This window comes from Geodermatophilus sp. URMC 64 (genome assembly GCF_053502555.1).
Genome location: NZ_CP199955.1, coordinates 1,669,644 through 1,690,175, shown reverse-complemented (window position 1 = coordinate 1,690,175; position 20,532 = coordinate 1,669,644). Strand labels below are relative to the sequence as shown.

The following is a 20,532-nucleotide window of genomic DNA, read 5'->3' as shown; positions in this document are numbered from 1 at the left end:
GGCAGGAATGTGACGCCCATTACGTTCGGACGACCACCGAGACGAGGAGGACGTCATGGACCGGCTGCGCTTCGGGACCTTCCTGGCACCGTTCCACCCCGCTGGGGAGAACCCGACGCTGGCACTCCAGCGCGACCTCGAGCTGGTCGAGCACCTCGACCGGCTCGGCTACGACGAGGCGTGGATCGGTGAGCACCACTCGGCCGGCACCGAGCTGATCGCGTCGCCGGAGATCTTCATCGCGGCCGCGGCCGAGCGCACGAAGCGGATCAAGCTCGGCACCGGCGTCACCTCGATCGCCTACCACAACCCGCTCTGGGTGGCCGAGCGCATGGTGCTGCTCGACCACCTGACCCGCGGGCGCGCCATGCTCGGCTGCGGCCCCGGCTCGCTGCCCACCGACTCGATGATGCTGGGCCTCAACCCGACCGACACCCGCGAGCTGATGGAGGTCGACCTCGACATCATCATGCGGCTGCTGCGCGGCGAGACCGTCACCGAGCAGACCCGCACGCACAACCTGGTCAACGCCCGGCTGCACCTGCGGCCCTACACCGAGCCGTGCTTCGAGGTGGCCGTCGCCGCCGTCGCCTCCCCCACCGGCCCCCGCCTGGCCGGCCGCTACGGCCTGGGCCTGCTGTCGATCGGCGCCACCCTCACCAAGGAGGGCTTCGACGCGCTCGCCCACCACTGGAACGTGATCGAGGAGCGTGCCGCGCACTACGGGCAGACCGCCAACCGCCGGGACTGGCGGCTGGTCGGCGTCATGCACGTCGCCGAGACCCGCGAGCAGGCCTACCGGGACGTCGAGTACGGCATCGAGACCTGGTTCCGGTACTTCCAGAAGACGGCCGCGTTCCCGCAGATGGCGGTCGAGGGCGGCGATCTCAAGGAGATGATCGACTTCATCAACGAGGCCGGCATCGGGGCGATCGGCACCGTCGAGGACGCCCGCGCGCAGGTGCAGCGGCTCTGGGACCAGTCCGGCGGCTTCGGCTGCATGCTGCTGCTCGGCCACGAGTGGGCCAACCCGGAGGCCACCCGGCGCTCCTGGGAGCTGGTCGCCCAGCACGTGATGCCGCACTTCCAGGGCGGGCAGGTCAGCCACGCGCAGCAGACCCTGAACGCCAAGGAGTACGCCGGCGGCAAGCGCGAGGACTACGCCGCCCAGCAGATGCAGGCCGTCGCCACGATGACCGAGCGCTACCAGCAGGAGGTCGGCGCCAAGAATCAGGGGTAGCCGTCAGACCGTCTCGGGCACCCGCTCCGGCCGGCGGCGCACCGACCGCACGGTCCGCACGGCGGCGTTGCGGGCCAGCTCGAGGATCGGTCCGGTGTCCCAGGGCCGGCGTCCCGCCTCGTCGTCCGTCGGGTCGCCGGCCGCCTGCCGGACCTCCGGGGACGGCGGGACGGCGACGGCCTCCTGCCGCGCGGCCTCCAGCCGTGCCCGGCGGCGGGCCAGCACCGCCTCCTTCTGCCGGTCGACCCGCTCCTTCTCGGCCATGACGAGCAACTCCTGCTGCGCCTGCTCGACCTCGCGGCGCGACGCCTGCTGCAGGGTCTCGACCTCGAGGTCGCCGTCGTCGCGCAGCTCGGCCAGCTTGTCGTAGGTGCTCTTCGGGGCGAAGTTCAGCAGCATCTTCATGAGCACCGGCAGCAGCTCGATGCAGATGAACAGCAGCGAGAGCATCCAGTGCGCGGCGCCGAGCGTCGCGTTGGTGTCGCTGAGCCGGGAGAGCGCCTGCAGCCGGATGAGGATGCCGCCGTTGTCGGCGTTGGTCGCGTCGAACGCCTCCTGCAGGCGGGTCTGGTCGTCGGTCAGGCGCGCCAGCTCGGCCTGGTCGGTGGCCAGGTTCGCGGCGGCCTGCTGTGCGCTGGTCGCCTGCGCGGCCGAGACGGCGGCGAGCGCGGCGTCCAGGTCGGCCTTGGCGCTCGCAACGACACCGTTCTGCGCGTCGGCCGCGGCGCGTGCCTGCACGTAGGCCTCACCGGTGCCGGCGTCCCCGGTGCCGCAGGTGCCGTCGAGCTCGCACTGCGCCTTGGCCGACAGCTGCTGCTGCCTGGCGAGCGCCTCGTCGTACGCCGCCTGCGCTGCCGCGGCCGCCGCCTGCACCGGGGCGACGTCCGGGCCCGACTGCCCGCCGCTGGCGACGATCGCCTGCTCGGCCGCGACGCGCTCGCGCAGCGCCGGCAGCCCGGCGAACCGCGCGTCGGAGTCGAGGCTCTCGTTGTAGGCGTCCGACGCCTCGGCCTGCAGCGCCACGACCTGCGTGTCGATCTCCTTGTGGAAGATCTGCAGCGTCAGCGGCGTCGAGATGACCACACCGAGCACCAGTGCCAGCCCGACCCGGGGGACGGCGAGGGCGAGGTTGCGCTTGAGCGACGTGTCGTGCCCCATCCCGACCAGCAGCATCCGGTCGAGGTTGACGATCACCGTGCCCCAGCCGATGCCGACCAGGAACGCGACCGGCCACCATGCGCCGAGCGCCATGTGCACCGCGAACGCCGCGGACAGCACGGCGAGGCCGCCCGTGCTCAGCAGCACCCCGCCCAGCGCGACGAACCGCGCGCGGGCGCCGGGCGCCACCTCGAGGATGTCCTGACGGGCACCCGCGAGCACCGCCAGACCGTCGCCGATCCCCCTACCGATCCGCCCACGTCGACGCGCCATCTGCGAAGCACCCTCCCCAGGCGACGCGATCGAGAGCACCGCCACCTGCCCCCCTCATCGGCAGTCGGGACGGCGAAAGGGACGGCGGCGCATGTGACGCGCACAGTCCGGTTGACCGCCGCCGCTCCTGGCGGGACCGTTCCGTCCGGAAGGGGAGGCCAGCCATGCAGACCCCGTTCACGCAGCTCGTCGGCTGCTCGGTCCCGATCCAGCAAGCGCCCATGGGGCCGGTGTCGTCACCGGATCTCGTCGTGGCGGTTGCCGACGCCGGCGCCGTCGGCAGCATGACGATGATGGGTATGTCGCCCGAGGCCGTGGCCCGGCGCCTCGACGCGCTCAGAGCCCGCACCGACGGCGTCCTCGCCGCCAACTTCCTCACCGAGGACGTCGACGAACGCGCGGTGGCGGCCGCCGCCGAGCGGGTGCGCCTGGTCGACTTCTTCTGGCTGGACCCGAGGCCGCAGCTGGTCGAGCTCGTGCACCAGGCGGGCGCGCTGGCGAGCTGGCAGGTCGGGTCGCTGCACGAGGCGTGCGACGCGGTGGACGCCGGCTGCGACCTGCTCACGGTGCAGGGAACGGAGGCCGGCGGGCACGTCCGCGGCCGCCAGCCGTTGCTGCAGCTGCTCCGCGAGGTGCTCGACGCCGTCGACGTGCCGGTCCTGGCGGCCGGCGGCATCGCCGACTTCGCCTCGCTCGCCGCGGTGCTCGCGGCCGGCGCGGCCGGGGCGCGCATCGGCACGCGGTTCATCGCGACCACCGAGTCCGGCGCGCACCCCGCGTACAAGCAGGCGCTCGTCGACACCCAGGACGACGCCACGCAGATCACCGCCGCGTTCAACCTCTGCCCGCTGTGCGCGACGAGTCCGCGGGCCCGGGTGCTGAACAGCGCCGTCGAGGCGGTGGGCTCCGCGGACGACCCCGTCGGCACTCTGGACAGCGGCCGCGGCCCCATCCCGCTCCCCCGCGGTGCCGGCGTGCCGCCGTCCGACGCCGTCCACGGGCGGGTGGAGGCGATGGCCCTCTACGCCGGGACCGGCGTGGGCGCGGTCACCGGCATCCGCCCGGCCGCCGAGGTGATCACCGAGCTGATGGCCGACGTCGGCGCCCGGGCATAGCCGACACGCGGTCCCCGGTCCCTGTGCCTCCACAGGTTCTTCCCGCACCATTTCCGCGTGGGTTACTTCGGGACGTTCATCTACCGCGACGGCGAGTGGCAGGACCACGGCGGCGGCACGACCGAACTGGTCGTCGACATCCACGACAGCGACATCGCGACCGTGGACTACCGCCCCGCTCCCCCGGGCCGCGGCCGCTTCTACCTCGGCGTCCAGCCGCGCGACTACTTCGAGGACCCGGACGCGAGCCGCCCGCTCGACGTCCCGGCCGAGGTCGACGGGTTCGTCGGCTGGGCCGAGCAGGCCCTCGGCCACGCGCCGCGGCCGGACGACGTCCGTGAGCTGGTCGCCGAGGACGGCACCACGGCTCCGGACGACGACTTCGTCGAGGACACCGTCGCCCGCCTGATCCAGCTGCTCGGCCTGCCCCTGCCGCCGGCCCTGGAAGAGGTCACGCGCTAGCCGGCGGCGGCGTCAGGTCGAGCGCTCGAGGTTGCGCTCGTCCCACTCCGTCGGCGACGTGCTCCACACCAGCGAGGCGGCCACCTCGCGTCCGTCGGGCAGGGTGACCCGCAGCAGCCCCTGGTGGATGTCCTCGGCCGGGCTGTGACCGGCGGGGTGGGTGCAGTGCACCTCGCGGCCCGGCGAGACGACGACCCGCGCGGGGCAGGCGCTCATCGGGAGCCGCCCGCGGTCGCAGAGGCGGACAGCGCGGCGGCGGCCGCGACCGTCAGCAGGGTCGCGGCGGCTCTCCTGACGATGCTGCCCACGCGGCCAGCCTGACCGGCCGGAGTGACATTCCGTGACGACGGCGTCTTCGATTACCCCGTCCGGGCGGTCCTTTCCCCCACGCAGGGGACAAGCCTCGGGCCCCGCTCGTCTTCCCCCGTGCAGGACGAGCGGGGCCCGCTGGCTTCCCCCAGGGGGGCTCATCGCCCCCGCACCGAGAACTCTGACGGCCGATGCGCGAGATCAACTGCACGCCGCCGCAAGAAATCCACGAGACCGCGCACCCCTGTCGCCGTCCGCGGCGATGACAGGGGTGAGAGGGCCGCGCCCCGACGGAGACCCCCGCCTCCGGCGGGGCGCGGTCCTCTCCCTTCCGCCCGGTGGAGTAGTTCTCTAGAGTGACTCTCCATGCAGGGGACGGCGGACCGGTTGCTCGCCGCCGCGCTGCCCCTGTTCGTCGCCCACGGGTACGCCGGCGCCTCGCTGGAGCAGGTGCGCCGGGACGCCGGGGTGTCCAACGGCAGCCTGTACCACCACTTCCCGCGCCGGGCCGACCTGGCCGCCCGCCTGCTGAACGACGGCATGCGGCGCTGCCAGCAGGCGGTCCTCGACGTGGTCTCCGGGGACCGCGCCGCGGAGGACGTCGTCCGCTCCGTCGTCACCGAGCAGCTGCGCTGGGTCGAGGAGAACCCCGACGTGGCCCGGTGGATCTTCAGCGACCTCCCGGACGAGGTGCTGCTCGCCGCCGAGCCCGACCTCAGCGCGGACGCCCGCCGCTACGCCGTGGCCGTCGGCGACTGGCTGGAGCGGCAGAGCGCGGCCGGGACGCTGATCGCGGGGTCTTTCGGCGTCCGGCACGCGCTGTGGCTGGGCCCCGCGACGGAGTTCGCGCGGCACTGGCTGCGCGGCCGCTCCCGCCAGCGACCCACCGAGGCGGCGGCGGAATTGGCGGAGGGCGCCTGGCGCGCGCTGACCACCCGGGAGGGACCGTGACGGCACTCCGGCAGGACGTCGCCGACTTCGTCCTCGGCCTGCCGGTCGCGGCGGCGCTCGGGCTGACCTTCGAGGAGCTCGAGAAGGGCCGGGCGGTCAGCCGGCTGGCGTGGCGACCCGAGCTCTCCCACGCCCCCGGCGCCTTCCAGGCCAACCCGATCGCCGCCCTCGCCGACTTCACCGGCGTGAGCGCGGGGCTGACCCTCTTCCCGCCCGGCACCCCGGCGGCGACCGCCGACTACACCGCCAAGTTCCTCGCCGAGGCGCGAGGCGAGTCGCTGACGGCGCGCGCCCACGTCCTCCGCGCGGGCGCGCTCACCGTGTCCGCCGTCGACGTCTTCGCCGTCGCGGACGGCGACGAGCGGCTGTGCGCCACGGCGCTGGTCACCGCCCGCGTCTTCGGCAGTCGCTGAGGACCGGTCAGCGCACCAGGCCCGGCATCGTCAGGACGTGCAGGCCGTGGTTCTTGTCAGAGACGTAGACGTAGCCGCGGGCGTCGACGAGCACGTCCTCCGACTGCGTGACCAGGTCCTTCGGCAGCAGCCCGCGCCGCTCCACGGGGTCGTCGGGCAGGTAGGAGGCGATCTCGCGCGGCAGGTACTCGTCGGAGATGTCGTAGACCCGCAGGCCCGCGTTGAACCAGGTCAGGAACATCAGCTCGTCGGAGTCGAACAGGTTCGGGTCGCCGTTCTGCGGGTGGTGCTGGTTGTGCGGCCCGAACCGGCCCCCGCGCAGCGAGAAGTTCGGATAGCCGGCGTCGTCGTCCGGCACCGGGATCGGGAGCAGCGACACCAGCCGCGGCTTCGTCTCGTCGTTGATGTCCACGATGCCGGCGAAGTTGTACGGCTCCTGGCTGCGCTCGGCGATCGCCTCGGTGTTGACCAGCAGCAGGCCGCGCTCCGGGCGCGGGACCGCCGTGTGCATCGCGATCATGCTGCTGAACGCCGACCCGATCTCCAGCCGCGACACCTGCCGCGGCCGGGTGACGTCGGAGATGTCCAGGATGACCAGGCCCGCCGCCCCGTACGGCAGGTAGGCGCGGTCGCCCTCGACGTACGCCGGGCCGTGCAGCGAGATCCGCTGCGCCGGAGCCGCGCCGCCGGAGGTGAACTGCTCCGGCACGAACCACCGCCCGGCGACCTTCGGCTCGCGCGGGTCGGCGATGTCGAGGATCACGTAGATGTTGCCGTCGAACCCCGGCTGGTGGGCGGCGCAGTGCACGTACCGGCCACCGGTCCAGTGGTTGCGGTGGACGCCGTTGTCGCCGGTGCGCCAGTGGCTCAGCAGCACCGGCTGGCACGGGTTGCGGACGTCGAAGATGCGCACGCCCTCGTCGCCGGGCCGCGACGGATCCCCGCCCCAGGGCACCGGGATGTGCTCGATCCCCTGCACCAGCAGGCCGTCGGCGACCTGCACCTGCCAGGTGGCGGTGTGCTCCGGTCCCTCGATGGCGGCCGCCAGGGTCGGCCGGGCCGGGTCGGTCACGTCGAGGACCGAGATCCGCGGCTCCCAGAAGTGGGTCGCGTAGAGGTACCACCGGTCGCCCACCACCTGCAGCGCCAGCTTGAACACCGGGCTGCCGGCGACGTCGGTGTAGCTGACCAGCTCAAACCCGCGCGCGCGGGCACCGGGGACGAGACCGTCCCCGGTGCCGCTCACAGCGCCGCCTCGGCCATCAGCGCCTCGAGGCGCTCGTCGGGCGCCAGGCACGCCACACCCCCGGAGACCCGGTCGGTCACCCATACCAGCCGGTCGCCGTCGACGAACAGGTCGTTCGCCTGCGGCGCCGCCTGCCCCTCGGGCGGCGTCGACACCCAGTGGCCGGCCTCGACGACGTGCTCGGGGTCCGCGGTGTCGTACACCCGCAGGCCGGCGTTGAAGTACGTGGCGAACAGCAGCCGCTCGCTGCGGTAGGAGCCGGCCCGGTTCTCGTGCAGGTTGTGCGGACCGAACCGCAGCCGCTGCGCGCCGTAGTCGGCCTCCCGCGGCGCCGGGAAGCGGGACACGTACCGCGCCTGGTCACCCGAGACGTCGAGCATGTGGATGAACAGCTCCCGGGCACCCGGCCCGTCCTTCTGCTGCTCGTCCGTCGCCACCACCAGGCCGCGCCCCGGCAGGGGCAGGCAGGTGTGCGTGGCGTCCCCGCCCCAGGTCAGGGAGTCGACCTGCTTGGGGTTGGTCATGTCCGAGACGTCGAGGACGACGAGGTTGGCGTCGTCGTAGCCCAGGTAGGCGCGGTCACCGGCGACGAGGGCGTGGTGCGCGGCGTACCGCTTGCCCTCGGGCCAGGTGGGCTGCTCGCCGCCCTCGACCCACTGCCCCGGCCACCACCACTCCGCCACCGGCGTCGGGTTGGTCGGGTCGGCCATGTCGACGACCACCCAGATCCGGTCGTTGAACCCGGGCGGGGTGGCCGACATGTGCGCGTACCGGCCGCCCTCCCAGACGATCCGGTGCACGCCGCGGCCGCCGCACTCCCAGAACCCGATCTGCTCCGGGTCGAACGGGTCCTCGAGGGAGTAGACCGCCAGCCCCGCCGACGACGGGCCGCGGGGACCCGGTGGCCGCAGCGGGAACCCCTCGTTGTTGACGAGGAGCAGGCCGTCGGCGATCTGCACCTTGTGGCTGTGCGTGTTCGCCGGCGCATCCCATTGGCGGACCAGGCGGGGACGGGCGGGGTCGGACACGTCGAGGATCGACGTGCCCGCCCCCGTGGTGCCGTTGTGGGCGACGTAGAGGACGTCGCCCTCGCGGAGCACCTGCATCCCGTCCCCGCGGCCGCCGAGGTCGTGCTGCGACAGCAGCCGCAGCCCGTCGGCGGAGGCAGTGCCTACGGTCACTGCACGTCCGCGAGCGCCGGACGCAGCGGCAGACCGAGGGCCTTCTGGGCCCGCCACAGCGGCACCAGGTTGGTGTACTCGCGCCAGTCGGTGTTCGGCGGGATGACCTCGAGCTCGGTCTGGGTCTGGATGAAGTCGTCCATGTCCGCGACCTCGAAGCCGCCGTCACCGGTGTGGTAGTCGGCCGCGTTCTCGTGCTCGTAGGCGTCCTTGTACTCCTGCGGCAGCTCGAAGCCCTGGTCCTCGGCCAGCTTCAGGACGGCGTCCTTGTTGGCGAAGTCGTTGATGTACTGCCGGGCCTTGAGCGTGGCGGTCAGGAACGCGGCCACCGTCTCCGGGCTCTCCTGCAGCAGGCTGCCGACCGACCAGCCGTTCTGCGGGACCTGGTCGACCTCCTCGAAGAGGAACTTGCCGCCCTCGGCCTCCAGCAGGCTGCGGTGGCGCAGCTGCAGCGAGGCGCCGTCGACGGTGCCGGAGATGACAGCCTGCAGCCGCTCGTTGGACTGGCCGCCGGTGCTGACCAGGTTGACGTCCTTGTCGGGGTCGAGGCCGTTGTCGGTCAGCAGCTTGCGGATCAGGAAGTCGTTCCGCGAGCCGAACTGACCGCCGGTGATGGTCTTGCCGCGGAGGTCGTCGACGGTCTCGATGCCCTCACGGACGCCCAGGATGTTCGCCTCGCCGCCGAGGTAGGTGGACAGGAAGGTGATGTCACCGGCGCCCTTGGCGGCCGCGGCGATCGCGGTGTCGGTGTCGTAGAGCGCGAGGTCCAGCGAGCCGCCGATCAGCGCGGGCAGCGGGTCCTCGATGGTCTTGATCTCGACGTTGTCGATGCCGACGTCGTCGAAGTAGCCCAGCTCCTCGGCCACCAGGATGTCCTCGTGGAAGAGGTAGTACGGGTTGTCGACGCCGACGACGAGGTCCTTCTGGACCTTCGAGGTGTCGATGTCGCCACTGATCTCCGACTCGCTGGCCGGCGTCGCGGGCGCGGCGTTCCCGCCGCCACCCGAGCCGCCGTCGTCCGAGCCGCAGGCGACCAGGGTGGCGAGCAGGGCCAGCGTGGCCCCGCCCGACAGCAATCGATTGCGCAGCATTGCGTACCTCTTCCTCGTGTCGAACCGGATCCGGACGTTCCCTCTGCCGGACCGGCTTCGGGAGAGTGGGAGGGGGGTCAGGCGGAGCGGTCCCGCCAGGGCGCGACGCGCCGCTCCAGCCAGTTCATGAGCTGGACCAGCGACACCGACATCACCGCGAGGATGATCAGCGTGGCGTAGAGCATCGGGGCGTCGAACTGGTCGCCGGCCCGGTCGAGCAGGAAGCCCAGGCCGTTGCCGCCGCCGCCGAGCAGCTCACCGATCAGCATGCCGACCAGGCCGCGGGCGATGCCCTGGTTGATCCCGGAGACCACGAACGGCAGCGTGAACGGCAGGATGATCTTGGAGTACATCTGCGCGCGGCTGGTGCCGAACACCCGGCCGGCGCGCACCAGCGACGGGTCGACGGTCTTCACGCCGGCCATGCAGTTGACCATGATCGGGAACACCGCCGACAGAACGATGATCGTCAGCTGCATCTCGTTGCCGAAGCCGAGGATGAGGATCAGCAGCGGGATCAGCGCCACGCGCGGCAGCGACGTCATCGCCCAGACGTAGGGGGACAGGATCAGGTCCGCCGTCCGGCTGGCCCCCATGAACAGGCCCACCGGGATGCCGATGGCCGCCGAGATGGCCAGGCCGATCAGCAGGTTCGAGATGCTGTGCCACAGCTCCGGGGGGATCGTTCCGTCGGCGAAGCCCTCGAACATGGCGGAGAAGGTGTCGCTGATCTTCGGGAAGAACAGCGGGTTGATCACCTCGGTCCGGGCAAGGATCTCCCAGAGCGTGAAGAAGATGCCGAGGTTGAGCACCGTGATCGCGGCGGTACGGAACGGCGCGAAGCGGGAGACCTTCAGCTCCTCGACGATCGCGCTGCCGGGCTGCCCGCCGGTGGCCGCCGGGGCGGTGGCGGCGGTGTGGGTCGTGGCCATCGGGACTACTTCGCCTCCTTGGCGCCCAGCGCCTCGTCCTGCAGCAGGGACCAGATGTGCTCGCGCAGCTCGGCGAAGCGCGGGTCGCTCTTCGCGTCGCCGGTGAGCCGGGGCCGCGGGAGGTCGACGTCGACGATCTCCTTGATCCGGCCGGGCCGGTTCGAGATCACGGCGACGCGATCGCCGAGCATGACGGCCTCGTCGATCGAGTGCGTGATGAAGACGACCGTCTGCCGGGTCTGCGCGATGATCTTCTCGAACTCGGCCTGCATGGCCTCCCGGGTCATCGCGTCGACCGCGCCGAACGGCTCGTCCATGAGCAGGATGTCCGGCTTGGTCACCAGCGCCCGGGCGATGCCCACGCGCTGGCGCATGCCACCGGAGAGCTCGTGCGGGTAAGACTTCTCGAAGCCGGTGAGCCCGACCAGCGCCAGCGCCTCGGCGACCCGCGCCGCCTGCTCGCTCTTCGCCGGCTTGTCGCGGCGGTTCTCCATCGCGAAGTACACGTTGCGCTCGACCGTGCGCCACGGCAGCAGGGCGTAGTCCTGGAACACCATCGCGCGGTCGGCGCCCGTGCCGCGGACCGGCTGCCCGTTGACCTCGATCGTGCCCTCGAGCGGCTTCAGGAAGCCGGCGATCATGTTGATGAACGTGCTCTTGCCACACCCCGACGGACCGACGATCGCGAGGAACTCACCCCGCCGGATCTCGAGGGAGACGTCGCGCAGCGCGATGAGCCGCGTCTTCTTGCGGCGGTTCTCGTAGCCCGCGGTCACGTCACGGGCGACGATGACGGTGTCCGACCCGGACTGCGGGACGGTCCGCGCTGGCCCTCCTGCCCCGCCCTGGATGCCGGAGGAGGGGGCGGCGCCGAGCCGGTCCCCGGCCGCGGTCTGCACCATGCGTTTTCGCTCCTGCCTCGATGCGCCACTGCAAACGATTGCCGGGATGCTAGGTCGGAATCGCCTGTGAGGTCAATCACCTGAGCGGCGCCGGTGTGCGGCTGTGACCTGAGTGCGCTCGCCTGATCCGGAGAGCAGCGTCCGGGCAGGCTCGGTCGGTTGGGCACAATCGATTGCGACGGCGCCCCTGGCCCCGATCAGCTGAGCTCACCGCAGCGCGTCCTGGCTCACGGTGGGACGTGAGGGAGGAGCCCCTCGGATCAGGTCACCTGATCGTGGGCGGCTCAGCGCAGCGCCGGCCGCCGCGGGTCGAACAGGCCGATCGGATGGCGCGTCGTCCCCTCGGTGACGAGGTCCGCGAGCACCTCCCCGACCACCGGCACGAACTTGAAGCCGTGGCCGGAGAACCCGCAGGCCACCGTCACCTGCTCGTGCTCCGGGTGGCGGGCGACGACGAAGTGCTCGTCGGGCGTGTTCGTGTACATGCACGCCACCCCGGTGAGGAACCGGCCGGGCAGGGTTGGGATCACCGCGCGCAGCCGGCCGGCGATGAACGCCACCTCCTCGGGGTGGACGACGCGGTCGATGCTCTCCGGTGTGCACGGCGTCCCACGGCGGAAGATCGCCGTCTTCACGCCGCCGTCGGGGCCGTCGATCGCGGGGAAACCGTAGAGCTGCAGGTCGTCGGCGGCGCCGTGGATCCAGATCGGGTGCCGCTCGAACGGCCCGATGCCGCCGTCCGGCTCGAACCAGTACATGACCTGCCGCTCGACGGTGAACGGGACGCCGAGGTCGGCGAGCAGCCGCGGCGCCCAGGCGCCCGGGCAGACGACCAGCTTTGCCGCCTCGTAGCTCCCGGCGGCCGTGGTCACCCGCACGCCGCCGCCGGGCGTCGCGGTCCACCCGAGGGCGGGCTCCTCGAACCGCAGCTCGGCGCCGGCACGCGCGGCCAGCTCCAGGTGGGCGTGCACGGCCGCCTCGGGCCGGACGAACCCGGCGACGTCCTCGTAGAGGGCCACCTCGTCGTCGGCCGGGGTCATCGTCGGGAACCGGCGCCGGATCTCAGCGGCGTCGAGCACCTCGTGCGGCAGGCCGTGCTCCCGCGCCGAGGCCAGCGCCCCGGCCACGGTGGGCACCTCCGGGCGGCCGACGTAGAGCCCGCCGGTGATCGTGAGCAGGTCCGCGCCGGAGTCCCGCTCCACCCGCTCCCACAGCTCGTAGGCGCGCAGGACCAGCGGCACGTACGCCGGGTCCTCGAAGTAGGACTGCCGGATGATCCGCGACCCGCCGTGGCTCGAGCCGAGCGCGTGCGCCGGGCGGAACCGCTCGAGGCCGAGCACCCGCTGTCCGCGGGCAGCCAGGTGCGCGGCGGCCGCGCTGCCCATGCCGCCGAGGCCGAGGACGATCACGTCGGAGGTCACGACGACATCTTCTCCAGCACGGCCCGCTGCTCGCCGCTGATCGGGACAGCGGCGGTCCGCGTGCCGTCGACCAGCACGAAGGTGAACTCGACGTCCCCGGCGTCGGCGCCGTCCTGCTCGAGCGCCAGGCCGACGACGAACGACGTCGTCCCGATGCGCCGGACGGTCACGTCGACGGTGAGCTCGCCGGTGAACAGCTCCCGCCGGAAGTCGCAGGCGGTGTGCCTCATCGCGAGGTCCATCGGCGCGATCGCGGGCGCGCAGTACTGCTGCAGGGCCAGCTGCCAGGCGTCCGAGGCCGTCTCCATGGCCAGGTAGAACGGCACGTGCCGGGAGGCCGACGTCGTCCCGTCCCGGCCCGGCCGGTGGTGCATCGGGACGACGAAGCGCGGCACGGGTCCTCCTGGTTGACGTGGGCGTCACATCGGAGATTAGCGCGGGACCGGCGTCCACTCCTCGCTCTGCCGCAGCGGCGCCTTGAGCACCTTGCCGCCGGCGTTGCGCGGCAGCGGCCCCTCGAGCACCCGGACGAACTGCGGCACCTTGAAGTCGGCCAGCTGCTCCCGGGCGAACGCGGCCAGCGAGGGGATCAGCTCGGCGGCCGGCACCCCCGGCCGGGGCAGGACGACGGCGCCCACCTTCTCCCCCATCACCGGGTCCGGCACGCCGACCACCGCGACCTCGACCACGTCGGGGTGCGCGCAGAGCACGTTCTCCACCTCGACGCTGTACACGTTCTCGCCGCCGCGGTTGATCATGTCCTTGGCGCGGTCGACGATCCGCACGATGCCGTCGGTGAGGGTGGCCATGTCGCCGGTGTGCAGCCAGCCGTCGACGAAGGTCTCCGCCGTCCGCACCGGGTCGCCCCAGTAGCCGGCGACCACGTTCGGCCCGCGGATCAGCAGCTCTCCCACGCCCTCGGCCGAGGGCCGGTCGAGGCGCACGTCGTTCACGGGCGTCGGGAAGCCGACCGCGTCGGCGTGCGTCTCGGCGTACTCGTGCGGCAGGAAGGTGGCCAGCGCCGAGGTCTCCGACAGCCCGAAGCCGTTGCCGAGCCGTGCGTTCGGGAACGCGGCGAGCAGCCGGTGCACCAGCTCCGGCGCCATGGGCGCGCCGCCGTAGCTGAGCGTGCGAATGCTCGACACGTCGGTCGCCGCGAAGTCCGGGTGCCGCAGGACCAGCTCGTAGATGGTCGGCACGCTCGTGACCAGGGAGATCCGGTACCTCTCGATGGCGCGCAGGAAGGCGCCCGCCTCGAACCGCGGCAGGATCACCGACGTCCCGCCGACGCGGACCTGGGTCACCATCTGCGAGTTGCAGCCGGTGACGTGGAACAGCGGCACGCTGATCAGCGAGCTGAGCGGTTCCTCGCTCTCGCGCGGCAGCTCCCGGCAGCGGATCACGCTCTCCGCCGTCGTCAGGAAGTTCTCGTGGGTGGTCATGGCGCCCTTGGGCCGCCCGGTGGTGCCGCTCGTGTAGAACAGCGCGGCCAGGTCGCCGTGTGCCGGGTCGGGCAGCTCCCGGGGTTCGCCGTCGGGCAGCTCCCCCGCGATCACGGCGGCCGCGCCGCAGTCGTCGAGGACGAACCGCGCCTCCGCCTCGGCCAGCCGGGTGTTCAGCGGGACGACGACGCCGCCGGCCAGGTGGGTGCCCCAGAAGGCGAGCACCCAGTCGAGGCCGTTGCCCAGCCGGACGGCGACGCGGTCGCCGGGCGCCACCCCGAGGTCCCGCAGGCCGCCGGCCACCCGGCGCGCGCGGTCCCACAGCTCGGCGTAGGTCGCCGACGGGCCGCCCGGCTCGACGACGGCGGTGCGGTCGGGATGGCGCTGCACGGTGTCCCGCAGCATCGCGACGAGGTTGCGGTGCAGTCCGGTGTAGCGGCGGATCCCGTCGCTCCCGACCTCGGTCCCGCTGGTGTCGAAGGGGGTGTCCTGGTGCACGTCTGGCCATTCTGCGCCGGGGCCCGGCGCCACCCCGGCGGGGCTCAGGCCGGGGCGTGCAGCACCCCGCGGCCGCGCTCCTTGGCGCCGTACATGGCCAGGTCGGCCTCCTGGAGGACCTGCTCGAACGTCGTCCCCGGCTCGGCCATGGCCAGCCCGATGCTGGCCGAGACGTGCACGCTGCGCCGTCCGACCTCGATCTCGTCGACCAGGGCGGCGACGAGCCGTTGCCCGACCGTCGCCGCCGTCGCCCGGTCCAGGCCGGGCAGGACGGCGGCGAACTCGTCGCCGCCGAGCCGTCCGACGACGGCGTCCGGGACGTCCTCGAGGTGCTCGCGCAGCCGGTCGGCCAGCCGCACAAGGAGCGCGTCGCCGACGGCGTGGCCGGCGCGGTCGTTGACCTCCTTGAACCGGTCGACGTCGATGAAGAGGACGGCGCCGCCGCCGGTGAGCGCCTCCCGCCCGGCGTCGAGCAGGTGGCCGCGGTTGGCCAGGCCGGTGAGCGGGTCCTGGCGGGCGATGCGGGTCATGGCCTTGCGCCAGGCGTCGGCCTCGGTGGCCACGGTGGTCAGCCGCTCGACGGTCTCGTGCAGGCCGAGCCGCTGCTGCGCGTCGGCGTCCGGGGAGAGCTCGCGGACCGCCGCGGCCAGCAGGTCGAGGACGTCGTCGAGCGGGCTGCCCGTGGCCACCGCCTCCAGCGCGCGGCCCTGCAGGGAGAGGAGGCCGGCGTCCCACTGGTGGGCGGCGACCTGGCGGCGCAGCGAGAGCACGGTCCGCACCAGGCGGACCTGGATCTGCAGGACGTCGAGCTCGGCGCCGGAGAAGCTGCGCGGCTCGTCGTCGAACACGCCGAGGGAGCCGAGGACGAAGCCGTCCTCGTCGATGAGCGGCACGCCGAGGTAGGCGCGGATCGCACCGGCCGCCACCGCCGGGTTCTCGGCGAAGACCGGGTGCTCCTGGGCGTCGGGCACCTCCAGCGGCGCCCCCGTGGCGACGACGTAGGCGCAGAACGAGAGCTCGTCGGGAACGTGCGAGTACGCGACACCGACGCCGATCTCGGCGGGGAAGCACTGCAGGTCCGGGCCGACCAAGTTGATGATCGCGATCGGCGCGTCGAGGGCGCGGGCCATGTAGGAGACGACGGCGTCGAGATCGGAGTCCCCGGCGTGGCCGGTGAGCCGGTAGCTGTCGATGGCGGCGAGGCGGGCGGGATCGGCGACGGCGGCTCGGGGGCTCAGCACGGCGGGCACCGTAGCCGCTGACGGTGACTATTTGAACACTCGTCGGTGTCGTTGTCCGGGTTCCTGGCCCGCTAGCGGCCGTTCTTGCGGTGTTGCACCCGCTCCTGCGGTGATGCAGCACCGCGAAACCGGCAGGAACACCGCAAGGGTGGCTCGGCGGGCACGGCTCAGGGCGCGGACCAGTGCGGGTCGCGGCCGGTGAGGCCGAGCAGGCGGTCGAGCACCGGGGCGTCGTCGGGGACCGGCACCACGGGTCCGAACTGCCCGTTGCGGATCTCCTCGTTGCCCGGCTGGTTCCACACGGTGACCAGCTCCAGGCACGCCTGGGCGGACGCCGGGTCGACGCGGTACTCCTGGCCGGTCGCGACGGCGAGGTCCCAGCCGTGCACCAGCACCTCGTTGAGCGCCACGCCGCCCATGGCCTGCGCCGGCATCCGGGCACCGCCGACCTCCGTGAAGCCCTCCCACGCCGCGGGATCCCGCCACGCCGCGGCCAGCGCCTCGAGCTGCGCCGGCAGCACGGTGCGCCAGTCGGGCACCAGGTGGTCCGCGGACGCCTGCGGGCCCCCGGACAGCGGCTTCTTCTCGGCACCCATCCGGAAGGCCAGCGTCAGCCCGACCAGGTGGTCGAGCAGCCCGGCGACCGGGGTCCCCTCGTTCGGCGTCGGCCTGGACAGCTGCTCGTCGCGCACACCCGCCACGATCCGGGCGACCTCGGCGGTCTGCGGGCCGAGGTCCAGCGTCGTCGTCTGCATGCCGGTTCCGACCGGCGCAACCGCCGGAACTCATCGCCGCGCCGGTTCGACGAGCCCTGGCCCGGCCGCCGGAGGACCGGCAGCATGGGCGTCCCCCCGGCCGAGACGCGGGGGCACGCCGCGCCACGAAGGTCGGGCCTCATGACCGCACTGGACGATCCACCCGGGGACGCCGACGCGCTGCCCGGGCTCGTCGCGCCGGTCCGGGCCGCACTCCTCGGCAGGTTCGCCGCCGGTCTTGCCCTCGCCAGTGCTGCCGTCCACGTCGCCCTGCTCGACGCCGCCTCCCTCGGCAGCCTCGTCATGGTCGCCATGGCGCTGGCCTGCCTGCCCTGCGCGTGGCACCTGTGGCGGCATCCGTCCGCCGCGGTCTGGGGCGCGACCGCCGCGGTCGACGGCGCGATGCTCCTGCTGCACGCGCAGACCCTGGCGGCCGGCACGCACTCCGCCGCGATGCACGCGCCCGCCCTCATGTGGACCGGCCTCGCGCTCGTGTCCGGCCAACTCGCGCTCGCCGGGGCCGCCGCCCTACGTCGCTGAGCACCAGGCGGGAGGGTGCGGTCCGCCGCTCGGGGCCGGCTTGGGCACGACTACCCTCCGGTCACGGCCCGCCTTCCCCACGGGTCGCGTCGGGGGGTGATGGGAGTGGACGACGCACTCGACCTGCCGAGCGCCGGACCCGACCCGATCCCCCTGGACACGGCGCTGGCGGCGGTCCTCGGCTACGCCCGCGGACGGCGGCCGCTGCGGTTCCGGTCCCCGTCGCACCCCGAGGGCCGCTGGGTGCAGGTGCTCGCCTTCGGCTACGAGCGCTTCGACCGCCGTCCCCGGGTCGAGGGCCCGCCCGGCGACGACGACGTCCTCGTGGCCGAGGGGCTGCACGGCCGGCTGGACCCGGCCTCCTGGACGACGGTGCGCACGGCGCTGGACGACGTCGGCCCGCTGGTCGCCGCGCTGCACGAGCGCGCCGCCGGGCGGGCGTTCTGGGAGCTGCCGCCCGCCGAGTTCGACGTGCTCGAGGAGCCCGGCACGGCCGGGGCGCTGCTGCGCGAGCTCGCCGCCCGCCAGCTGGCGCACGTCGTCTCGGCGGCGCTGCACCACCGCTCCCCCGCGCTCGTGCCGCACCTGAGCCCGACCACCCGGCGGCAGCTGTGGCCGCACGTGCAGGAGGGCGACAGCGGCGTCGAGGCGGTGGTGCACCGCGAGCTGCGGGCCGGCGCGCGGGCGTTCGCCCTGCTCGAGGAGACCGTCGCCGACCTCCTGGGCACCTGGCTGACCCGGCTGCGGCTGCACGACATCCTGCTGTGGCTGTCCGGCGGCCTGCGGCTCACCCACGCCGTGGCGCTGGGGAAGGACACCGTGGAATGGGCACGCCGTCCCGTCCGGGTATGAGCACCAGCCGGGGCGTCGTCCGCCTGCTCAACACCTCGGGCGGTCGGGCGCTGTGCCTGGCCGGCGTGGTCGACGCCGCGGCCGTGGACGCCTTCGTGCGCCGCTACGGCCGCGAGCCGGCGCGGATCGACTGCATCGACGCCGGCTCCGTCATCTCGCTGTCGCCGCCGGCGCGGGAGCTGCTCCGTGAGCACCTCGAGGCCGCCGAGCGGGCCGGCCGCCCGGTGACGATCCGCCGGTCGCCCGCGGTCGACCGGGCGCTGGCCGGCACGTAGTCACCCCAGCAGCGGGCCCAGCCGGCGGGCGAACTCCCCCACCACCTCGACGTACGCGGCGGGCGCGGCGGGGTCCGCGCCGCGCACGGTGATCAGGACGGCGGCCACCAGGACCCCGGCCGGCGAGCGCACCGGGACGGCGGCGCATGCCACGTCGTCGTGCAGCTGGCCGGCCTGCACCGCGCAGCCCCGCCGGTGGATCTCGCGCAGCTCGGCATCGAGGTCCGAGGCACGGACGACGGTCTGCGCGGTCACCCGGTGCAGCCGGGACGGGTGCAGGACCTCCTGCCAGTCCGGCTGCTCGGCCAGCAGCAGCTTGCCGGCCGCCGAGGCGTGCAGGTACCGCTCGACGAGCTCGGGTGCCTGCAGCGGGTGGTCGGGGTCGATGTCGGCGCAGCGCAGCGCGGTCGGCGTGTAGAGCACGAGGTGGACCCCCGCGCGCACCCGGCCGCGCAGCTCGGCGACGACGTCGCGGGCCGCCGTCGACAGCGGCACCGGGCCGTTGCCGCCGGTCAGCCCGGCGACCTTGCGGCCCAGCGCGAAGCCGTGCAGATCGGGCAGCCGCACCAGGTACTCCTCGCCGACCAGCAGGTTGAGCAGCCGGTAGGTGGTCGCGGGCGGCAGCCCCAGCTCCTCGGCCACCTCCTTGGCGGTGACGCCGGCGCCGGTGCGGGCGACGGTCTCGAGGATGGACAGCGCGCTCTGCACCGCCTTCGGCTGGCGGCCGGTGAGCCCCCGGTCGACGGCCGGCGTCATCGCACCGGCTCGGCCGGCACGGTGCCGGGGAGCACGCTGCTCGCCGTCGCCTGGTCGTAGACGCCGACCGCCCGCAGCCGGCCCGGCGCCCGCCACCGCAGCCACAGCGCCCAGAGCACCCCCGGCAGCAGCGCGGCCAGGAAGACGACGGTCATCGCCTGCCCGCCCCACAGGGACGCGCCCGCCATCGCCGCCCCGAGTCCGAGCACCCCCGCCCCGCCGGCGAGCAGCCCGGCGACGGCCGCCACAGGCGTCAGCTCGCCGATCCGGCGCAGGAACAGCGGCATCGCCAGACAGGCCAGCACGTAGGCGAGCACGTAGCCGAAGGCGGAGACGGTGAGCGAGCCGGTCAGCACCGCGCGCGGACTGGCGCCCGCGGCGAGCGCGACCACCGGGACGCCGACCACCGCCGGCAGCACGAGCGCCAGCGCGCGGTGCGGCGTCTCGAACCGCGGGTGCGTGCGGCCCAGCGCCGCCGGGAGCACGCCCTCGCGGGCCATGGAGAACAGCACCCGGCCCAGCGCGTTCGTCGAGCCGGTGATGCAGGCGAAGAACGACGCGGCGATGCCGAGGTCGAGCAGCCGGCGCAGGACGCCCAGCCCGTCGCGGTCGGCCAGCTCGGCCACCGGTACCGGGCTGGTGAGCACGTCCAGCGGCGCCGCGCGCAGCAGCACCACCTGGGCGACCGCCGCGGCGACGAACAGCACGCCCGCCACGGCCGGGGTCCACAGCACCGCCCGCGGGACGGCGACCAGCGGACGGCGGGCCTCGACGCCGAGCACGGCCGCGCTCTCGAACCCCATGAACGCGGTCACGCCGAGGACAACGCCGACCGCGACCGATCCCCAGTGCACCGCGCCGTCGACCACCGGCGCCGCGCTGCCCGGGGCGCCCCGCGGGGCCAGCAGCAGCACCCCGAGCACGAGCAGCACCAGCGCGATCGAGAGCACCTCGAGCACGAGGGCGACGCGGGCGGAGAGCTGGATGCCGCGGACCGGGAACAGCGTGGCGAGCACGCCGAGCCCCGCGCCCAGTCCGGCGACCACCGGCGGCGACGGGTCCAGGCCCAGCAGCCCGGCGAGGTACACCGCCGACCCCACCAGCGCCGACATGGCCACCGCGGCGTAGCCGATGAGCAGCGCCCACCCGCCGACGAGGGCCCCGACCGGGCCCAGCCCCTTGGCGGTGTAGCTGTAGGTGCCGCCGACCGCCGCCATCCGCCGGCCGAACTGGGTCAGGCACCAGCCGACCAGCAGCACCAGCGCGGTGGCCGCGACGAACGCCGGCAGCGTGGCAGCCCCGGACTCCACGAGCACGATCGAGGGGACGACGACCATGGCCGCCGACGGCGCGAGCGCCGACACCGACTGCGCGAGGACCTCGGCGAAGCTCAGCCGCCGGCGCCGCAGTCCCGCGACCGGCGACCGGGCCGGCAGCTGGACGTCCGGGCTGCGCTGCGCCATGCCGCTCCCCTCGGGT

22 protein-coding genes are annotated in these 20,532 nt (G+C 73.7%); 8 read left to right on the top strand and 14 right to left on the bottom strand.

Annotated elements, in window-relative coordinates; genetic code table 11:
- Nucleotides 1-55 precede the first annotated feature (55 nt).
- Nucleotides 56-1,240, top strand: a complete 1,185-nt coding sequence (locus ACWIYF_RS08375; RefSeq protein WP_448627661.1) for an LLM class flavin-dependent oxidoreductase — start codon at nt 56-58, stop codon at nt 1,238-1,240.
- Between the two features lie 3 nt (nt 1,241-1,243).
- On the opposite strand, the gene ACWIYF_RS08370 is transcribed toward ACWIYF_RS08375, so the two are convergent.
- Nucleotides 1,244-2,671 carry a DUF4407 domain-containing protein gene (locus tag ACWIYF_RS08370; protein ID WP_448627660.1) on the bottom strand — a complete coding sequence of 476 codons (1,428 nt, stop codon included), beginning with the start codon at nt 2,669-2,671 and terminating at the stop codon, nt 1,244-1,246.
- Nucleotides 2,672-2,835: 164 nt separating this feature from the next.
- Between ACWIYF_RS08370 and ACWIYF_RS08365 the strand changes: the two genes are divergently transcribed.
- Entirely contained in the window at nt 2,836-3,786 is a 951-nt protein-coding gene (locus ACWIYF_RS08365; protein ID WP_448627659.1) for an NAD(P)H-dependent flavin oxidoreductase, read from the top strand.
- A 57-nt stretch (nt 3,787-3,843) separates the two neighbouring features.
- The gene (locus tag ACWIYF_RS08360) at nt 3,844-4,248 is read left to right on the top strand and encodes a hypothetical protein (RefSeq protein ID WP_448627658.1); all 405 of its coding nucleotides are present in this window, start codon (nt 3,844-3,846) and stop codon (nt 4,246-4,248) included.
- A 12-nt stretch (nt 4,249-4,260) separates the two neighbouring features.
- On the opposite strand, the gene ACWIYF_RS08355 is transcribed toward ACWIYF_RS08360, so the two are convergent.
- A complete protein-coding gene (locus tag ACWIYF_RS08355) occupies nt 4,261-4,464 on the bottom strand; it encodes a hypothetical protein (protein WP_448627657.1) in 204 nt (67 codons plus the stop codon).
- Nucleotides 4,465-4,923: 459 nt separating this feature from the next.
- Between ACWIYF_RS08355 and ACWIYF_RS08350 the strand changes: the two genes are divergently transcribed.
- Both ACWIYF_RS08350 and ACWIYF_RS08345 read left to right on the top strand, forming a co-directional pair.
- Nucleotides 4,924-5,508, top strand: a complete 585-nt coding sequence (locus ACWIYF_RS08350; protein ID WP_448627656.1) for a TetR/AcrR family transcriptional regulator — start codon at nt 4,924-4,926, stop codon at nt 5,506-5,508.
- Complete coding sequence (locus tag ACWIYF_RS08345) at nt 5,505-5,921, top strand: PaaI family thioesterase (RefSeq protein ID WP_448627655.1); 417 nt, start codon at nt 5,505-5,507, stop codon at nt 5,919-5,921. Before ACWIYF_RS08350 ends, ACWIYF_RS08345 begins: the two co-directional genes overlap by 4 nt.
- A gap of 7 nt (nt 5,922-5,928) precedes the next feature.
- Here ACWIYF_RS08345 and ACWIYF_RS08340 read toward each other — a convergent pair whose 3' ends face one another.
- The 10 genes from ACWIYF_RS08340 to ACWIYF_RS08295 all read right to left on the bottom strand — a co-directional run bounded on the left by ACWIYF_RS08340 (nt 5,929) and on the right by ACWIYF_RS08295 (nt 16,630).
- Entirely contained in the window at nt 5,929-7,167 is a 1,239-nt protein-coding gene (locus ACWIYF_RS08340; protein WP_448627654.1) for an LVIVD repeat-containing protein, read from the bottom strand.
- Complete coding sequence (locus tag ACWIYF_RS08335) at nt 7,164-8,348, bottom strand: LVIVD repeat-containing protein (RefSeq protein ID WP_448627653.1); 1,185 nt, start codon at nt 8,346-8,348, stop codon at nt 7,164-7,166. Before ACWIYF_RS08335 ends, ACWIYF_RS08340 begins: the two co-directional genes overlap by 4 nt.
- Nucleotides 8,345-9,439, bottom strand: coding sequence for an ABC transporter substrate-binding protein (locus ACWIYF_RS08330; RefSeq protein WP_448627652.1), 1,095 nt, complete (start codon nt 9,437-9,439; stop codon nt 8,345-8,347). The genes ACWIYF_RS08335 and ACWIYF_RS08330 overlap by 4 nt, the downstream gene beginning before the upstream one ends.
- 77 nt (nt 9,440-9,516) lie before the next feature.
- A complete protein-coding gene (locus tag ACWIYF_RS08325; RefSeq protein WP_448627651.1) occupies nt 9,517-10,371 on the bottom strand; it encodes an ABC transporter permease in 855 nt (284 codons plus the stop codon).
- A 5-nt stretch (nt 10,372-10,376) separates the two neighbouring features.
- Nucleotides 10,377-11,273 (bottom strand): ABC transporter ATP-binding protein, encoded by an 897-nt coding sequence (locus tag ACWIYF_RS08320; RefSeq protein WP_448627650.1) that lies wholly within the window; start codon nt 11,271-11,273, stop codon nt 10,377-10,379.
- 284 nt (nt 11,274-11,557) lie between these two features.
- Complete coding sequence (solA, locus tag ACWIYF_RS08315) at nt 11,558-12,694, bottom strand: N-methyl-L-tryptophan oxidase (protein ID WP_448627649.1); 1,137 nt, start codon at nt 12,692-12,694, stop codon at nt 11,558-11,560.
- Nucleotides 12,691-13,089, bottom strand: coding sequence for an acyl-CoA thioesterase (locus ACWIYF_RS08310; protein ID WP_448627648.1), 399 nt, complete (start codon nt 13,087-13,089; stop codon nt 12,691-12,693). The genes solA and ACWIYF_RS08310 overlap by 4 nt, the downstream gene beginning before the upstream one ends.
- A 36-nt stretch (nt 13,090-13,125) precedes the next feature.
- On the bottom strand, nt 13,126-14,634 hold the full coding sequence (locus tag ACWIYF_RS08305) for a class I adenylate-forming enzyme family protein (protein ID WP_448627647.1): 1,509 nt from the start codon (nt 14,632-14,634) through the stop codon (nt 13,126-13,128).
- A gap of 44 nt (nt 14,635-14,678) precedes the next feature.
- Complete coding sequence (locus ACWIYF_RS08300) at nt 14,679-15,875, bottom strand: diguanylate cyclase domain-containing protein (RefSeq protein ID WP_448627646.1); 1,197 nt, start codon at nt 15,873-15,875, stop codon at nt 14,679-14,681.
- Nucleotides 15,876-16,042: 167 nt separating this feature from the next.
- Nucleotides 16,043-16,630: a TIGR03086 family metal-binding protein gene (locus tag ACWIYF_RS08295; RefSeq protein ID WP_448627645.1), complete on the bottom strand. Its 588-nt coding sequence runs from the start codon at nt 16,628-16,630 to the stop codon at nt 16,043-16,045.
- Between the two features lie 141 nt (nt 16,631-16,771).
- Between ACWIYF_RS08295 and ACWIYF_RS08290 the strand changes: the two genes are divergently transcribed.
- The 3 genes from ACWIYF_RS08290 (at nt 16,772) to ACWIYF_RS08280 (ending at nt 18,297) form a co-directional block, all read left to right on the top strand.
- A complete protein-coding gene (locus ACWIYF_RS08290) occupies nt 16,772-17,170 on the top strand; it encodes a hypothetical protein (RefSeq protein ID WP_448627644.1) in 399 nt (132 codons plus the stop codon).
- A gap of 99 nt (nt 17,171-17,269) precedes the next feature.
- Nucleotides 17,270-18,022 (top strand): hypothetical protein, encoded by a 753-nt coding sequence (locus ACWIYF_RS08285; RefSeq protein ID WP_448627643.1) that lies wholly within the window; start codon nt 17,270-17,272, stop codon nt 18,020-18,022.
- Nucleotides 18,019-18,297, top strand: coding sequence for a hypothetical protein (locus ACWIYF_RS08280; RefSeq protein WP_448627642.1), 279 nt, complete (start codon nt 18,019-18,021; stop codon nt 18,295-18,297). The genes ACWIYF_RS08285 and ACWIYF_RS08280 overlap by 4 nt, the downstream gene beginning before the upstream one ends.
- Here ACWIYF_RS08280 and ACWIYF_RS08275 read toward each other — a convergent pair whose 3' ends face one another.
- Together ACWIYF_RS08275 and ACWIYF_RS08270 are read right to left on the bottom strand one after the other, a co-directional pair.
- Nucleotides 18,298-19,053 carry an IclR family transcriptional regulator gene (locus tag ACWIYF_RS08275; RefSeq protein WP_448627641.1) on the bottom strand — a complete coding sequence of 252 codons (756 nt, stop codon included), beginning with the start codon at nt 19,051-19,053 and terminating at the stop codon, nt 18,298-18,300.
- On the bottom strand, nt 19,050-20,516 hold the full coding sequence (locus ACWIYF_RS08270; RefSeq protein WP_448627640.1) for an APC family permease: 1,467 nt from the start codon (nt 20,514-20,516) through the stop codon (nt 19,050-19,052). The genes ACWIYF_RS08275 and ACWIYF_RS08270 overlap by 4 nt, the downstream gene beginning before the upstream one ends.
- Between the last annotated feature and the right edge of the window lie 16 nt (nt 20,517-20,532).

What these genes read in the sequence shown, in the direction of transcription:
- ACWIYF_RS08375 (WP_448627661.1), top strand. Translation starts at nt 56, where the DNA reads ATGGACCGGCTGCGCTTCGGGACCTTCCTGGCACCGTTCCACCCCGCT.
- ACWIYF_RS08370 (WP_448627660.1), bottom strand. Translation starts at nt 2,671, where the DNA reads ATGGCGCGTCGACGTGGGCGGATCGGTAGGGGGATCGGCGACGGTCTG.
- ACWIYF_RS08365 (WP_448627659.1), top strand. Translation starts at nt 2,836, where the DNA reads ATGCAGACCCCGTTCACGCAGCTCGTCGGCTGCTCGGTCCCGATCCAG.
- ACWIYF_RS08355 (WP_448627657.1), bottom strand. Translation starts at nt 4,464, where the DNA reads ATGAGCGCCTGCCCCGCGCGGGTCGTCGTCTCGCCGGGCCGCGAGGTG.
- ACWIYF_RS08350 (WP_448627656.1), top strand. Translation starts at nt 4,924, where the DNA reads ATGCAGGGGACGGCGGACCGGTTGCTCGCCGCCGCGCTGCCCCTGTTC.
- ACWIYF_RS08330 (WP_448627652.1), bottom strand. Translation starts at nt 9,439, where the DNA reads ATGCTGCGCAATCGATTGCTGTCGGGCGGGGCCACGCTGGCCCTGCTC.
- ACWIYF_RS08325 (WP_448627651.1), bottom strand. Translation starts at nt 10,371, where the DNA reads ATGGCCACGACCCACACCGCCGCCACCGCCCCGGCGGCCACCGGCGGG.
- ACWIYF_RS08320 (WP_448627650.1), bottom strand. Translation starts at nt 11,273, where the DNA reads ATGGTGCAGACCGCGGCCGGGGACCGGCTCGGCGCCGCCCCCTCCTCC.
- ACWIYF_RS08295 (WP_448627645.1), bottom strand. Translation starts at nt 16,630, where the DNA reads ATGCAGACGACGACGCTGGACCTCGGCCCGCAGACCGCCGAGGTCGCC.
- ACWIYF_RS08290 (WP_448627644.1), top strand. Translation starts at nt 16,772, where the DNA reads ATGACCGCACTGGACGATCCACCCGGGGACGCCGACGCGCTGCCCGGG.
- ACWIYF_RS08285 (WP_448627643.1), top strand. Translation starts at nt 17,270, where the DNA reads ATGGGAGTGGACGACGCACTCGACCTGCCGAGCGCCGGACCCGACCCG.
- ACWIYF_RS08280 (WP_448627642.1), top strand. Translation starts at nt 18,019, where the DNA reads ATGAGCACCAGCCGGGGCGTCGTCCGCCTGCTCAACACCTCGGGCGGT.
- ACWIYF_RS08275 (WP_448627641.1), bottom strand. Translation starts at nt 19,053, where the DNA reads ATGACGCCGGCCGTCGACCGGGGGCTCACCGGCCGCCAGCCGAAGGCG.
- ACWIYF_RS08270 (WP_448627640.1), bottom strand. Translation starts at nt 20,516, where the DNA reads ATGGCGCAGCGCAGCCCGGACGTCCAGCTGCCGGCCCGGTCGCCGGTC.